Origin of the sequence: Burkholderia sp. ZZQ-2 (genome assembly GCF_050768715.1) — a bacterium.
In the GTDB taxonomy this organism is placed as follows: domain Bacteria; phylum Pseudomonadota; class Gammaproteobacteria; order Burkholderiales; family Burkholderiaceae; genus Burkholderia; species Burkholderia cepacia.
The window spans coordinates 39,476-52,829 of record NZ_LDVA01000265.1; the positions used below are offsets into that span (position 1 = coordinate 39,476).

At 66.7% G+C, this 13,354-nt stretch carries 12 protein-coding genes; 1 reads left to right on the forward strand and 11 read right to left on the reverse strand.

Features of this window, described 5'->3' with window-relative positions; genetic code table 11:
* Window positions 1-173 precede the first annotated feature (173 nt).
* Window positions 174-650 (forward strand): DciA family protein, encoded by a 477-nt coding sequence (locus ABY44_RS19880; protein WP_431641646.1) that lies wholly within the window; start codon window positions 174-176, stop codon window positions 648-650.
* An 80-nt stretch (window positions 651-730) separates the two neighbouring features.
* On the opposite strand, the gene lpxC is transcribed toward ABY44_RS19880, so the two are convergent.
* The 11 genes from lpxC to mraY all read right to left on the reverse strand — a co-directional run bounded on the left by lpxC (window position 731) and on the right by mraY (window position 13,354).
* The gene (gene lpxC / locus ABY44_RS19885) at window positions 731-1,648 is read right to left on the reverse strand and encodes a UDP-3-O-acyl-N-acetylglucosamine deacetylase (RefSeq protein WP_027788449.1); all 918 of its coding nucleotides are present in this window, start codon (window positions 1,646-1,648) and stop codon (window positions 731-733) included.
* A gap of 240 nt (window positions 1,649-1,888) precedes the next feature.
* Complete coding sequence (locus tag ABY44_RS19890; RefSeq protein WP_027788450.1) at window positions 1,889-2,395, reverse strand: peroxiredoxin; 507 nt, start codon at window positions 2,393-2,395, stop codon at window positions 1,889-1,891.
* Between the two features lie 188 nt (window positions 2,396-2,583).
* On the reverse strand, window positions 2,584-3,780 hold the full coding sequence (ftsZ, locus tag ABY44_RS19895; protein WP_021159911.1) for a cell division protein FtsZ: 1,197 nt from the start codon (window positions 3,778-3,780) through the stop codon (window positions 2,584-2,586).
* 113 nt (window positions 3,781-3,893) lie between these two features.
* Window positions 3,894-5,126, reverse strand: a complete 1,233-nt coding sequence (ftsA, locus tag ABY44_RS19900) for a cell division protein FtsA (protein WP_006487138.1) — start codon at window positions 5,124-5,126, stop codon at window positions 3,894-3,896.
* Window positions 5,127-5,152: 26 nt separating this feature from the next.
* The gene (locus tag ABY44_RS19905) at window positions 5,153-5,905 is read right to left on the reverse strand and encodes a cell division protein FtsQ/DivIB (protein ID WP_021159912.1); all 753 of its coding nucleotides are present in this window, start codon (window positions 5,903-5,905) and stop codon (window positions 5,153-5,155) included.
* A 19-nt stretch (window positions 5,906-5,924) separates the two neighbouring features.
* Window positions 5,925-6,866, reverse strand: a complete 942-nt coding sequence (locus ABY44_RS19910; RefSeq protein WP_021159913.1) for a D-alanine--D-alanine ligase — start codon at window positions 6,864-6,866, stop codon at window positions 5,925-5,927.
* Between the two features lies 1 nt (window position 6,867).
* A complete protein-coding gene (gene murC, locus ABY44_RS19915) occupies window positions 6,868-8,265 on the reverse strand; it encodes a UDP-N-acetylmuramate--L-alanine ligase (protein ID WP_059697890.1) in 1,398 nt (465 codons plus the stop codon).
* Window positions 8,262-9,365 carry an undecaprenyldiphospho-muramoylpentapeptide beta-N-acetylglucosaminyltransferase gene (murG, locus tag ABY44_RS19920; RefSeq protein WP_021159915.1) on the reverse strand — a complete coding sequence of 368 codons (1,104 nt, stop codon included), beginning with the start codon at window positions 9,363-9,365 and terminating at the stop codon, window positions 8,262-8,264. Before murG ends, murC begins: the two co-directional genes overlap by 4 nt.
* Window positions 9,362-10,645 carry a putative lipid II flippase FtsW gene (ftsW, locus tag ABY44_RS19925; RefSeq protein WP_021159916.1) on the reverse strand — a complete coding sequence of 428 codons (1,284 nt, stop codon included), beginning with the start codon at window positions 10,643-10,645 and terminating at the stop codon, window positions 9,362-9,364. The genes murG and ftsW overlap by 4 nt, the downstream gene beginning before the upstream one ends.
* A complete protein-coding gene (gene murD / locus ABY44_RS19930; RefSeq protein WP_431641649.1) occupies window positions 10,642-12,156 on the reverse strand; it encodes a UDP-N-acetylmuramoyl-L-alanine--D-glutamate ligase in 1,515 nt (504 codons plus the stop codon). The genes ftsW and murD overlap by 4 nt, the downstream gene beginning before the upstream one ends.
* 28 nt (window positions 12,157-12,184) lie before the next feature.
* On the reverse strand, window positions 12,185-13,354 hold the full coding sequence (gene mraY / locus ABY44_RS19935; protein WP_006477019.1) for a phospho-N-acetylmuramoyl-pentapeptide-transferase: 1,170 nt from the start codon (window positions 13,352-13,354) through the stop codon (window positions 12,185-12,187).

Below are 13,354 nucleotides of genomic sequence, written 5' to 3' on the forward strand. Positions count from 1 at the left end.
GTGGACTCAAACGTCGAATTTTAGCACGCGGGAAAGCGTGCGCCCGTGTCTCGGCCGGACGGGCACTGCGCGCCTACGGCCGGGCCCACGGGGCGAAAGCCGCCCGTGCACGGGCCCGCGCGGGTACAATCGGCGTCAACGTCCGCGCGCGTGCGCGCCCGAAGAATGTCTCGATGAACCGATTTTCCAAGCGTTTCGGCCCGCTCGCCGCCTATCGCCCGCAACCCGTGTCCAAAGTGCTCGGCCGCACCGACGCGTTCGCGGCACTGCGCGCCGGCGTCGAGCAAATCGCGTCGCTGCAGCGCGATCTTGCCGCGCTTCTGCCCGACTACCTGGCGAACCACGTCGAACCCGGCTTCGTGAAGGACGGCACCCTGACCCTCTTTGCCGCGCACAACGCGCTGGCCGCGCGGCTGCGGCAGGTCGAGCCGCGGCTGCTCGGCGATCTGCAAAAGCGCGGCTGGCCGGTCTCGACGCTGCGCGTGCGCGTGCGCCCGAAGGATGCGCCGGAGCCGCCGCACGTGAAGCAGGCGCGGATGACGTCGGTCGGCGCGGCCGCGTTGCGCGATCTGGCCGATCATCTCGAACCGTCGCCGCTGCAGGCCGCGCTTGCGCGGATGGCGGCCCGGCACGGCGCAAAGTCGCGCTGACGGCCTACGCCGCCGGCATCGTCCGGCCAACAAAAAAGCAGCCCGAAGGCTGCTTTTTTGTTGCTTGCGCCGAACACTGTTCAGGCGAAGGCCGTCTGCGCGTCGAACGCGAAACCCTTCGGCGCGGCCTGCGGATCGTCGAACGTGACGATCTCGTACGCATCTTCGTTCGCGAGCAGCTCGCGCAGCAGCGCGTTGTTCAGCCCGTGGCCGGACTTGTACGCCGTGTACGACGCCAGCAGCGGATGGCCGATCACGTACAGGTCGCCGATCGCGTCGAGCATCTTGTGCTTCACGAACTCGTCGTCGTAGCGCAGCCCGTCGTTGTTCAGGATGCGGTACTCGTCGAGCACGATCGCATTTTCCATGCTGCCGCCGCGGGCGAGGCCCATCTCGCGCAGCATCTCGGCCTCATGCGCGAAACCGAACGTGCGTGCGCGCGCGATCTCGCGCACATACGACGTATTCGCGAAATCGACCTCGAGCTCCTGGCCGGTCTTGTCGACGGCCGGGTGACGGAAGTCGATCGAGAATTTCAGCTTGAAGCCGAAGTACGGATCGAGACGCGCGAACTTGTCGCCGTCACGGATTTCGACCGTCTTCTTCACCTTCACGAAACGCTTCGGCGCGTTCTGCTCCTCGATCCCGGCGGACTGGATCAGGAACACGAAGGTCGCCGCGCTGCCGTCCATGATCGGGATTTCCTCGGCCGTCACGTCGACATAGAGGTTGTCGATGCCGAGGCCGGCACATGCCGACATCAGGTGCTCGACGGTCGACACGCGCACGCCATCCTTCTGCAGCACCGACGCGAGCCGCGTATCGCCGATCGACGTTGCCGCCGCGGGAATGTCGACGGGCGTGGGAAGGTCGACGCGGGAGAACACGATGCCCGTGCCCGGTGCGGCGGGACGGAGCGTCAGCTCGATCTTGCGGCCCGAGTGGACACCGATACCCACGGTCTTCACGATGGATTTGATGGTGCGCTGCTTCAGCATGATGTTCTTCGTCGTGATTGAAGATATCAATCAGGAGTTATATTCAATAGGAGGGATTATAGCGTAATTCCCTATTCAACGCAGTTTGAAACTGCGTATCAATCTGTTTCGGCTGTTTACCCCTGCCGATACGGGACGGGCCGATGCCCGGAACGGAGGCGTTTCCGGTCATCAGCCCGTGTTACAACTGCACTGAGGCCGGTGAGCAGCGTTGCCGGCAGGCAACGGCGCACCGCACGATCAGGACGTCAACGTCGCGAGAACACTCGCCGCATCGCTCACTTCGAATTTGCCCGGCGCCTCGACGGCCAGCGTCTTGACCACACCGCCGTCAATCACCATCGCGTAGCGCAGGGAACGAATCCCCATGCCACGCGCGGACAAATCCTGCGTCAGCCCCAGCGCATGAGTGAAAGCCGCGCTGCCGTCCGCCATCATGCGCACCTTGCCCGCGGTGTGCAGATCACGTCCCCATGCGCCCATCACGAATGCGTCGTTGACGGACACGCACCAGATCTCGTCGATTCCCGCCGCGCGCAGTTGCTCGGCGTGTTCGACGTAGCCCGGCACATGCTGCGCCGAACAGGTCGGCGTGAAAGCGCCCGGCAATCCGAAGATCACCACCCGCTTTCCCGCAACCTGATCGCGCACGCTGCAGGCGTTCGGCCCCAGCGTGCACCCTTCGCGCGCGTCGTCGATGTACTCGAACAGTTGCGCGTCGGGCAGCGCGTCGCCCACTTGAATCATGGCTGGTCCCTCATAGCGATACGGTTTTTCAGCGTGTCGCGGACAGCACGGCCCATCCCGCCCCGCTTGTGCGGAGAGGGCACGTTTCCCGGCCCGGCGTCGCAGCCGACGCGGCCTGTCGTGGTCCGTAGCATCCGTCACGCCGGCGATACCGCGGCAGTTTCGCCGCGGCTTCGCCTGTGTTTGCGTCAGTCAGCCTGCTTGCGCAGGAAAGCCGGGATGTCGTACGTGTCGACACCCTTCTCCTGCAGCGCCTGCACGTGCGATGCCGCGGTTTCACGCGAATTGCGCCACACCGCCGGCGTATCGAGTGCGCCGTAGTCGGCCGTGCTGACGTGATGCGCCGGTGCATAACCGTGCGACACCGCGCTGACCGGCTGGTTGTCCGTACCCGTGCGCAGCAGCGTCATCGGTGCCGACTGCTGCTTCTTCGCCGCACGGCCCAGACCCGTTGCCACGACCGTCACGCGCAACGCATCGCCCATCGCGTCGTCGTACACCGCACCGAAGATCACCGTCGCATCTTCCGCCGCGTAGCTCTTGATCGTGTTCATCACTTCGCGCGTTTCCGACAGGCGCAGCGAACGGCTCGACGTGATGTTGACCAGCACGCCGCGTGCGCCCGACAGGTCGACGCCTTCGAGCAGCGGGCTCGCCACGGCCTGTTCCGCCGCGAGGCGCGCGCGATCGACGCCGGCGACCGTTGCCGTGCCCATCATCGCCTTGCCCTGCTCGCCCATCACCGTCTTCACGTCTTCGAAGTCGACGTTCACGAGGCCATCGACGTTGATGATTTCAGCGATGCCTGCCACCGCGTTGTTCAACACGTCGTCCGCGCACTGGAAGCACTTGTCCATCTCGGCGTCGTCGCCCATCACGTCGAACAGCTTGTCGTTCAGCACGACGATCAGCGAGTCGACGTGATCCTCCAGTTGCTGCGAACCTGCTTCAGCGACGCGCATGCGCTTGCCGCCTTCGAACTCGAACGGCTTGCTGACGACACCGACCGTCAGGATGCCCATCTCCTTCGCGATCTGCGCGACCACCGGTGCCGCGCCCGTGCCCGTCCCGCCGCCCATGCCGGCCGTGATGAACACCATGTGCGCGCCGCGCAGTGCGTCGGCGATGCGCTCACGCGCTTCTTCCGCTGCCGCACGGCCCATTTCCGGCTTCGCACCGGCGCCGAGGCCCGTATTGCCGAGCTGGATCACCGACGATGCGCGCGAACGCGACAGCGCCTGCGCATCCGTGTTCATCACGATGAAATCGACGCCCTGCACGCCGCGGTTGATCATGTGCTGGACGGCATTGCCGCCAGCGCCGCCAACGCCGACCACCTTGATGATGGTGCCGTTGGTCTCGGTTTCCAGCATTTCGAATTCCATGTTGCCTCCGTCAAGAGAAAAACTGCTAATCGGCCGTTATTCGGCAGGAGATCGGGCAACCCCCTGTCGCGCGCCAGCCGCCGGCACCAGCGCGAATTTCGAGATTCGGTTTGTCAGAAGTTGCTCAGGAACCATTCCTTCATCCGCGAGAACACCTGCCCCGCGTTGCCGGACTGCACGGCGACCTTGCGGCCGCGCATGCGCTGGGCACTGCCTTCGACGAGCAGCCCCATCGCCGTCGAGTAGCGCGGATTGCGCACGACGTCGGAGAGGCCGCCTGCATACTCCGGCGCGCCGATGCGCACCGGTTTCAGGAAAATGTCTTCGCCGAGCTCGACCATGCCGGGCATCATCGACGCACCGCCGGTAATGACCACGCCGGAGCTCAGGAGTTCTTCGTAACCCGATTCGCGCACGACCTGCTGCACGAGCGAGAACAGTTCCTCGACGCGCGGCTCGATCACGGCCGCGAGCGCCTGGCGCGATAGCGTGCGCGGACCGCGTTCGCCGAGGCCCGGCACTTCCACCATTTCGTCCGGATCGGCGAGCGCCTGCTTCGCGATCCCGTAGCCGACCTTGATGTCTTCCGCATCCGGCGTCGGCGTGCGCAGCGCCATCGCGATGTCGCTCGTGATCTGGTCGCCGGCGATCGGAATCACCGCGGTGTGGCGGATCGCGCCTTCGGCGAAGATCGCGATGTCCGTCGTGCCGCCGCCGATGTCGACCAGCACCACGCCGAGATCCTTCTCGTCTTCCGTCAGCACCGCCAGCGACGACGCGAGCGGCTGCAGGATCAGGTCGTTCACTTCCAGCCCGCAGCGGCGCACGCACTTGACGATGTTCTGCGCGGCGCTCACCGCGCCCGTCACGATGTGCACCTTCACTTCCAGCCGGATGCCGCTCATCCCGATCGGCTCGCGCACGTCTTCCTGGCCGTCGATGATGAATTCCTGCGTGAGGATGTGCAGCACCTGCTGGTCGGTCGGGATGTTGATCGCCTTCGCGGTCTCGATCACGCGCGCGACGTCGGTCTGCGTGACTTCCTTGTCCTTGATCGCGACCATCCCGCTCGAGTTGAAGCTGCGGATGTGGCTGCCGGCGATCCCCGTGAACACGTTGGTGATCTTGCAGTCGGCCATCAGCTCGGCTTCCTCGAGCGCGCGCTGGATCGACTGCACGGTGGCCTCGATGTTGACCACCACACCTTTCTTCAGACCCTTCGACTCGCTCTGGCCGAGACCGATCACCTCGTAGTGACCTTCGCCTTTCAGCTCGGCGACGATGGCCACCACCTTCGACGTGCCGATGTCGAGGGAAACCAGCAGATCCTTGTAGTCTTTGCTCATAAAGTGCTCTTGCGTGTGATCTCTCGTTACTTCTTGCGCTTGTCGGTATCGGTCAGGAACCGCATGCCTGCCGCGCGAATCGCGAATCCGTTCGGATAACGCAGGTCCGCGTACTCGATGTCGTTGCCCCAGCGCTCCGTGACCGCCGGCCAGGCGGCGACCAGGCGCTGGCTCCGGTCATGCAGCGACTCGCTGTTGCGTTCCTTGCCCAGCTCGACCTGCATGCCGTTCGACAGCTTCACCGTCCACGCGTACCGCGCCGACAGCGTCACTTCTTCCGGCGCCGCCTTCAGCGGCGCAAACCATTTCCCGAAGTCGCGATACCGCGTGACGACTTCCTTCGCACTGCCCTCCGGGCCGTCGAACGCCGGCAGTTCCTGATCCAGCTCGCCCTGGTTCGCGGTGAACAGCTCGCCGTCGACGCTCACGAGCTGGTCGCTGCCCCAGGTCCCGAGCGGTTTGTACTCCTCGAGCGTGACAGCCAGCGCATTCGGCCACACCCGGCGCACGCTCGCATGGCGCACCCAGGGCATCTGCTCGAACGCGGCGCGCGCGGCGTCGAGATCGACCGTGAAGAAATTGCCCTTCAGCCGGCCGACCACGCCCGCGCGTACCGTCGGCGAATTGATGTGCTCGGTGTCGCCGTCGATCCGGATTTCCCGCAACGCGAACGTCGGGCGCTGGATCAGCCAGTAGCAACCGGCCGCCGCCAACACGAGCAGCAGCAGCGCGTACAGCGCGCTGGCGGCAAGGTTGAGTTGGCGAACGTTGTTCCACATACGTCGTTCCGTTCCTGCGTCAGTCGTTGAGCGTGAGCGACAGCACCTTCACGACCAGCTCCGAATAGCTGATGCCGACCGCGCGCGCGGCCTTCGGCGGCAGCGAGTGGTCGGTCATGCCCGGTGCGGTGTTCACTTCCAGGAAGTACGCATTGCCATCGGCGTCGAGCATGAAGTCCGCGCGACCCCAGTCGGTGCAGCCGAGCACGTCGAACGCACGGCGCGCGACGCGCTTGAGCTCCGCTTCCTTGTCGGCGGGCAGCCCGCACGGGATCAGGTATTGCGTGTCGTTGGCGATGTACTTCGCGTGATAGTCGTAGAACTCGCCGGCCGGCACGATCTTGATCACCGGCAGGTCGAGATCGCCGGCGATGCATGCGGTGTATTCGCCGCCGCCTTCGATACTCTTCTCGACGATCACGATCGGGTCGTGCTTCGCGGCTTCCTCGAGCGCAGCCGGCAGCGCATCGGCCGTCTTCACCTTCAGCACCGCGACGCTCGAGCCCTCGCTCGCCGGTTTCACGAACAGCGGCAGGCCGAGCTTCGCGACGATGTCCGTCGCGCGCGCCGCGAGGTCGTCGCCGCGCAGCACCGTCTCGAACGGCGGCGTCGGCACGCCCGTCTGCTGCCAGACGAGCTTCGTGCGGAACTTGTCGAGGCCGAGCGCCGACCCGAGCACACCGCTGCCCGTGTAACGGATCCCGTAGAAATCGAGCGCGCCCTGGATCTGGCCGTTCTCGCCGTAACCGCCGTGCAGCGCGTTGAACGCACGCACGAACCCTTCGTCCTTCAGCGCCGCCAGCGGGCGCTCGGCCGGGTCGAACAGGTGCGCGTCGATGCCTGCGTCGCGCAGGCCCTGCAGCACGAGCTGGCCGGACGTGAGCGAGACCTCGCGCTCCGAGGACTCGCCGCCGAACAACACCGCCACCTTGCCGAAACGTTTCGGATCAATCCCGCTCATGTCATGCCTTCTGTTGAGTGTGCTGCGCGACCTTCGCCGGCACGCCGCCGATCGAACCCGCGCCCATCGTGATCACCACGTCGCCGTTCTGCGCGACCTTCGCCAATGCGTCCGGCACGTCGTCGACCGTCGCGACGAACACCGGGTCAACCTTTCCTGCCCCGCGCAGCGCGCGCGACAGCGCGTCGCCGTTGGCGGTCGAGATCGCGGCCTCGCCGGCCGCGTAGACTTCCGTCAGCACCAGCGCATCGACCGTCGACAGCACGTTGACGAAATCGTCGAAGCAATCGCGCGTGCGCGTGTAGCGGTGCGGCTGGAATGCCAGCACGAGGCGGCGGCCCGGGAACGCGCCGCGCGCGGCCGCGATCGTCGCGGCCATCTCGACCGGGTGATGGCCGTAGTCGTCGATCAGCGTGTACTGGCCGCCGTCCGCGGTCGGCACCTCGCCGTAGCGCTGGAAACGCCGGCCGACGCCGTTGAATTCGGCCAGCGCCAGCTGAATCGCGTCGTCCGACACGCCAAGATCGGTCGCGATCGCGATCGCCGCGAGCGCGTTCTGCACGTTGTGCAGGCCCGGCATGTTCAGCACCACCGCGAGCGGTGCACGCCCTTCGCGGATCACCGTGAAATGCATCCGGCCGTCGCGCGCGTCGATGTCTTCCGCGCGCACCTGCGCGTCCGGCGACAGCCCGTAGCGCACGACCGGCTTCGAGATGAACGGGATGATCTGCCGCACATTCGGATCGTCGACGCATACGACCGCGCTGCCGTAGAACGGCAGGCGCTGCGTGAATTCGATGAACGCCTGCTTGAGCCGCGCGAAATCGTGGCCGTAGGTGTCCATGTGGTCGGCATCGATGTTCGTGATGACTTCGATCACCGGATACAGGTTCAGGAACGACGCGTCCGACTCGTCGGCCTCGGCGACGATGAAATCGCCCGTGCCGAGCCGCGCGTTCGCGCCGGCGCTGATCAGCCGGCCGCCGATCACGAAAGTCGGGTCGAGGCCGCCCGCGGCGAGCACGCTCGCGACGAGGCTCGTCGTGGTGGTCTTGCCGTGCGTGCCGGCGATCGCGATGCCCTGCTTCAGGCGCATCAGCTCGGCGAGCATCACCGCGCGCTGCACGATCGGCACGCGCTTCGCGCGCGCGGCCAGCACTTCCGGGTTGTCCGAGCGCACGGCCGTCGATACGACGACCGCATTCGCGCCCTCGATGTTCGCCGCGTCGTGGCCGATCGCGATCCGTGCGCCGAGCGCCTGGAGACGATCGGTCACCGCGTTGCGCGAGAGATCCGAGCCGCTGACCTCGTAGCCGAGGTTGACGAGCACTTCGGCGATGCCGCTCATGCCCGCGCCGCCGATCCCGACGAAATGAATGTGTTTGACGATGTGTTTCATTGCAATATTTCCAGGTTCGCGCCGGCCGCCTTCGCGCACACGCGCGCGACTTCGTCGGTGGCCTCGGGCTTCGCCAGCGAGCGCGAACGTTCCGCCATGTCCGCGAGCGATGCCCGCGACTGGCCGCGCAGCCAGTCGGCGAGCAGTTCCGCCGACAGGTCGCGTTGTTGCACCAGCACGGCCGCGCCCGCATCGGCGAGGAACGCGGCGTTGCTCGTCTGGTGATCGTCGACCGCGTACGGGAACGGCACGAACAGCGCCGCCACGCCCACCGCCGCGATCTCCGACACCGTCATCGCGCCCGACCGGCAGATCACGAGATCCGCCGCCGCATACGCGGCCGCCATGTCGTCGATGAACGGCACGAGCCGCACGTCTTCGCCGGCCGCGAAACCGGCCGCTTCGTAATTCGCCTTCAGCGCGTCGATGTGCTTCGCGCCGGCCTGATGCACGATGCGCGGGCGTTCACCCGGCGTCAGCATCGCCAGCGCGCGCGGCACGACTTCGTTCAGCGCGGCCGCACCGAGGCTGCCGCCGACGACCAGCACGTTCAGCGGGCCGCTGCGCGACGCGTAGCGTGCTTTGGGCGCTTCGGTGCCGGCAAGTTCCGCGCGAATCGGGTTACCGGTCCATTCCGCGTGCGGCAGCGCGCCGGGGAATGCGACGAGCACGCGTTTCGCGAATTTCGCGAGCACCTTGTTCGTCAGGCCCGCGATCGAATTCTGTTCATGCAGCACGAGCGGACGCCCCGACAGCGCCGTCATCACACCCGCCGGGAACGTGATGTAGCCGCCCATCCCGAGCACGACGTCGGGCCGCACGCGGCGCAGCGCGGCGAGGCTCTGCCCGCATGCGCGCAGCAAGTTGAACGGCAGCGTCAGCTTGGTCTTCAGGCCCTTGCCGCGCAGCCCGCCGAACCGCACGTATTCCATCGGAATGCCGTGCTTCGGCACGAGCGTCGCTTCCATCCCGGCCGGATTGCCGAGCCACACGACGCGCCAGCCCGCCGCCTCCATCCGGTGCGCGACCGCGAGCCCCGGGAACACATGGCCCCCGGTGCCGCCTGCCATCACCATCAGCGTGCGTTGCGACGCGGTCATACCTTCCCCCCGCGCATCAGCACCCGGTTTTCATAGTCGACCCGCAGCAGCACCGCGAGCGCCACGCAGTTCAGCAGAATGCCGGAGCCGCCGTAGCTCACGAGCGGCAGCGTCAGGCCCTTGGTCGGCAGCAGCCCGAGGTTCACGCCCATGTTGATGAAGGTCTGCGCGCCGAACCAGATGCCGATGCCCTTCGCCATCAGGCCCGCGAACGTGCGATCGAGTGCGAGTGCCTGGCGGCCGATCTCGAACGCGCGGCGCACGATCCAGTAGAACAGCAGGATCACGACCAGCACGCCGACGAAACCGAGCTCCTCGCCGATCACCGCGAGGATGAAGTCGGTATGCGCTTCCGGCAGATAGTTCAGCTTCTCGACGCTGCCGCCGAGGCCGACACCGAACCACTCGCCGCGTCCGAACGCGATCAGCGAGTGCGTGAGCTGGTATGCCTTGCCCTGCGCGTAGCGCTCGTCCCACGGATCGAGGTACGCGAAGATCCGCTCGCGACGCCACGGCGACAGCCATACGAGCATCGTGAAGGTGCCGACCGCCGTCGCAACGAGGCCGCCGAACAGCTTGCCGTTCACGCCGCCGAGGAACAGCACGCCCATCGCGATCGCCGCGACGACCATGAATGCGCCCATGTCCGGCTCGAGCAGCAGCAGCGCACCGACCAGGCCGACCGCGAACGCCATCGGCAGGAAGCCTTTCGCGAAGCTCTGCATGTATTCCTGCTTGCGCACCGTGTAGTTCGCCGCGTAGATCGTCACCGCGAGCTTCATGATTTCCGACGGCTGCATGTTCGTGATGCCGAGCGGAATCCAGCGGCGCGCGCCGTTCACGCCCTTGCCGACGTGCGGGATCAGCACGATCACGAGGCCGACCAGCGCGATCAGGAAGAGATGCGGCGCGTATTTGTCCCACGTCGACACCGGCACCCGGAACGCGATCACCGCCGCGATGAACGCGACGACGAGCGATACGCAGTGGCGCATCAGGAACGCGTAATCGTGATACGCCGCGTATTTCGGCGAATCGGGCATCGCGATCGACGCCGAATACACCATCACGACGCCGAGCCCGAGCAGCGCGATCGCGACCCACAGCAGCGAGTAGTCGAAGTCGAGCATCCGCGAACGGCTCGGGCGCACGCCGTTGACGACGCTCGCGAGGCCGCCGGTCGCGGCGCGCGTGGCCGACGCGACGCGGCCGCCCGCGGCATTGCCGCCGGTGTCGCGCCGATCGTTGAAACGGGAGACGAGGCGATCGGACCAGCTCATGGCGTCGCTCCTTTGTCGATGGCGATTTCGTCGACCGCCGCGCGGAACACATCCGCGCGATGGGCGTAGTTCCTGAACATGTCGAGGCTCGCGCATGCAGGCGACAGCAACACCGCATCGCCCGGCTCGGCGAGGTCGGCCGCCGCGTGCACCGCGCCTTCGAGCGTCGTGTGGTCGGCGAGCAGCACGCCCGTTTCGGCGAGCGTGTCGCGGATCGCCGGCGCGTCACGGCCGATCAGCATCACCGCGCGGCACCAGCGCGCGACCGGCGCGACCAGCGGCGCGAAGTCCTGGCCCTTGCCGTCCCCGCCCGCGATCAGCACGATCTTCTGGGCGAGCCCGTCGAGCGCGGCAACCGTCGCGCCGACGTTCGTGCCTTTGCTGTCGTCGACGTAGTCCACGTCGTCGATCGTCGCGATCACTTCGACGCGATGCGCTTCGCCGCGGTACTCGCGCAGCGCGTGCAGCAGCGGCGCGGCCGGCAGGTCGATCGCGCGTGCGAGCGCGAACGCGGCCAGCGCGTTCGCCGCGTTGTGCAGCCCGCGGATACGCAGTGCGTCGGCCGGCATCAGGCGCTTCTGAGCGATGTCGGGCGTGTGCGCGGCATCGCGCTTGCGCCGGCGGCTCGTCGTCGCCGCTTCGTCCGGTGCATCGCGATCGACGGCTTCCACCAGCCACGCGATGCCGTTGTCGCGCGACAGACCGTAGTCGCCGTCCTGCACCGGTTCGTTCAGGCCGAACGTGACCGTACGCGGCGCGTCGGCCGCGCCGGCTGCCGGCGCGAACTTCATCACGGCCGCATCGTCGCGGTTCAGCACGCGCGTCGTCGTCGCGCCGAAGATCCGGCCCTTTGCTTGCGCGTACGCTTCGAAGCTGCCGTGCCAGTCGAGGTGGTCCTGCGTGATGTTCAGGATCGCGGCCGCATCGGGCGCGAACGTGCGCGCGGTCTCGAGCTGGAAGCTCGACAGTTCGAGCACCCATACGTCCGGCAGCGCGGTTTCGTCGATCGCGCCGGCGAGCCGGTCGAGCATCGCCGGGCTGATGTTGCCCGCGACCGCGACCTTCTCGCCCGAGCGCTGGCACAGCAGGCCCGTGAGGCTCGTCGTCGTGGTCTTGCCGTTGGTACCCGTGATCGCGAGCACCTTCGGCTGGTAGCCGCTCGTGCCGAGCGCACGCAGCGCCTGCGCGAAGAATTCCAGCTCGCCCCACACCGCGATGCCGCGCTCGTTCGCGGCCGCGACCAGCGCCGCGAGCGCCGGTTCGAGCGGCGACAGCCCGGGGCTCAGCCCGACGAGCTCGATGCCGCCGTCGAGCAGCGCAGGCGTGAACGCCCCGCCGACGAACTCCGCATCGATGCCTTCGGCCTGCAGCGCGGCAAGGTTCGGCGGCGCCTCGCGGGTATCGGCAATGCGCAGCCGGCACCCGTGCCTCGCGCACCATCGCGCGATCGCGAGACCCGATTCCCCGAGCCCCAGTACGAGCACCATCGGCCGTTGCCGATCTCCAAACATCTCGCCAGACATCCTTGTTACCTTTCCTTTACCGCAGCTTGAGGGTGGTCAGACCGAACAGGCACAGCATCAGCGTGATGATCCAGAAACGCACGACCACCTGCGTTTCCTTCCAGCCGGACAATTCGAAATGGTGATGCAGCGGCGCCATCTTCAGCAGGCGCCGCCCTTCGCCGTAGCGCTTTTTCGTGTACTTGAACCACGACACCTGCAGCATCACCGACAGCGTTTCCGCGACGAAGATGCCGCCCATGATGAACAGCACGATTTCCTGGCGCACGATCACCGCGACCGTGCCGAGCGCGCCGCCGAGCGCCAGCGCGCCGACGTCGCCCATGAACACCTGCGCGGGGTGCGTGTTGTACCAGAGGAACGCGAGCCCTGCCCCGCCCATCGCGGAACAGAAGATCAGCAGTTCGCCCGCGCCCGGGATATGCGGGAACAACAGGTATTTTGAATAGACCGCACTGCCCATCACGTACGCGAACACACCCAGCGACGCGCCGACCAGCACGACCGGCATGATCACGAGGCCGTCAAGGCCGTCGGTCAGGTTCACCGCGTTGCTCGCGCCGACGATCACGAAGTACGTCAGCACGATGAAGCCCCACACGCCGAGCGGATAGCTGATCGACTTCAGGAACGGCAGCATCAGGTCGGCGCGTGCCGGCAGCCCCATCGACAGGCCGCTCCTCACCCACGCCATGAACAGGTCGAACACGCGCACGTTGTTCGCCTCGGACACGCTGAAGGCGAGGTAGACGGCCGCGAACAGCCCGATCACCGATTGCCAGAAATACTTCTCGCGCGACGACATCCCGCGCGGGTCCTTGTGGACGACCTTGCGGTAATCGTCGACCCAGCCGATCACGCCGAAACCGAACGTGACGAGCATCACGATCCAGATGAAACGGTTCGTCAGGTCGCCCCACAGCAGCGTCGCGACCGCGATGCCGATCAGGATCAGCACGCCGCCCATCGTCGGCGTGCCGGACTTGACGAGGTGCGTCTGCGGGCCGTCCTTGCGCACGGCCTGACCGACCTTCATTTGCGTCAGCTTGCGGATCACCCACGGTCCGCACACGAGCCCGATCCCGAGCGCGGTGATGGTGGCCATCACCGCCCGGAACGTGAGGTACGTGAACAAGCGCAAAAAGCTTGCGTCTCCTTGCAGCCATTGCGCCAGCGCCAGCAGCAT

What these genes read in the sequence shown, in the direction of transcription:
- ABY44_RS19880 (WP_431641646.1), top strand. Translation starts at nt 174, where the DNA reads ATGAACCGATTTTCCAAGCGTTTCGGCCCGCTCGCCGCCTATCGCCCG.
- lpxC (WP_027788449.1), bottom strand. Translation starts at nt 1,648, where the DNA reads ATGCTGAAGCAGCGCACCATCAAATCCATCGTGAAGACCGTGGGTATC.
- ABY44_RS19890 (WP_027788450.1), bottom strand. Translation starts at nt 2,395, where the DNA reads ATGATTCAAGTGGGCGACGCGCTGCCCGACGCGCAACTGTTCGAGTAC.
- ftsZ (WP_021159911.1), bottom strand. Translation starts at nt 3,780, where the DNA reads ATGGAATTCGAAATGCTGGAAACCGAGACCAACGGCACCATCATCAAG.
- ftsA (WP_006487138.1), bottom strand. Translation starts at nt 5,126, where the DNA reads ATGAGCAAAGACTACAAGGATCTGCTGGTTTCCCTCGACATCGGCACG.
- ABY44_RS19905 (WP_021159912.1), bottom strand. Translation starts at nt 5,905, where the DNA reads ATGTGGAACAACGTTCGCCAACTCAACCTTGCCGCCAGCGCGCTGTAC.
- ABY44_RS19910 (WP_021159913.1), bottom strand. Translation starts at nt 6,866, where the DNA reads ATGAGCGGGATTGATCCGAAACGTTTCGGCAAGGTGGCGGTGTTGTTC.
- murC (WP_059697890.1), bottom strand. Translation starts at nt 8,265, where the DNA reads ATGAAACACATCGTCAAACACATTCATTTCGTCGGGATCGGCGGCGCG.
- murG (WP_021159915.1), bottom strand. Translation starts at nt 9,365, where the DNA reads ATGACCGCGTCGCAACGCACGCTGATGGTGATGGCAGGCGGCACCGGG.
- ftsW (WP_021159916.1), bottom strand. Translation starts at nt 10,645, where the DNA reads ATGAGCTGGTCCGATCGCCTCGTCTCCCGTTTCAACGATCGGCGCGAC.
- murD (WP_431641649.1), bottom strand. Translation starts at nt 12,156, where the DNA reads ATGTTTGGAGATCGGCAACGGCCGATGGTGCTCGTACTGGGGCTCGGG.
- mraY (WP_006477019.1), bottom strand. Translation starts at nt 13,354, where the DNA reads ATGCTGCTGGCGCTGGCGCAATGGCTGCAAGGAGACGCAAGCTTTTTG.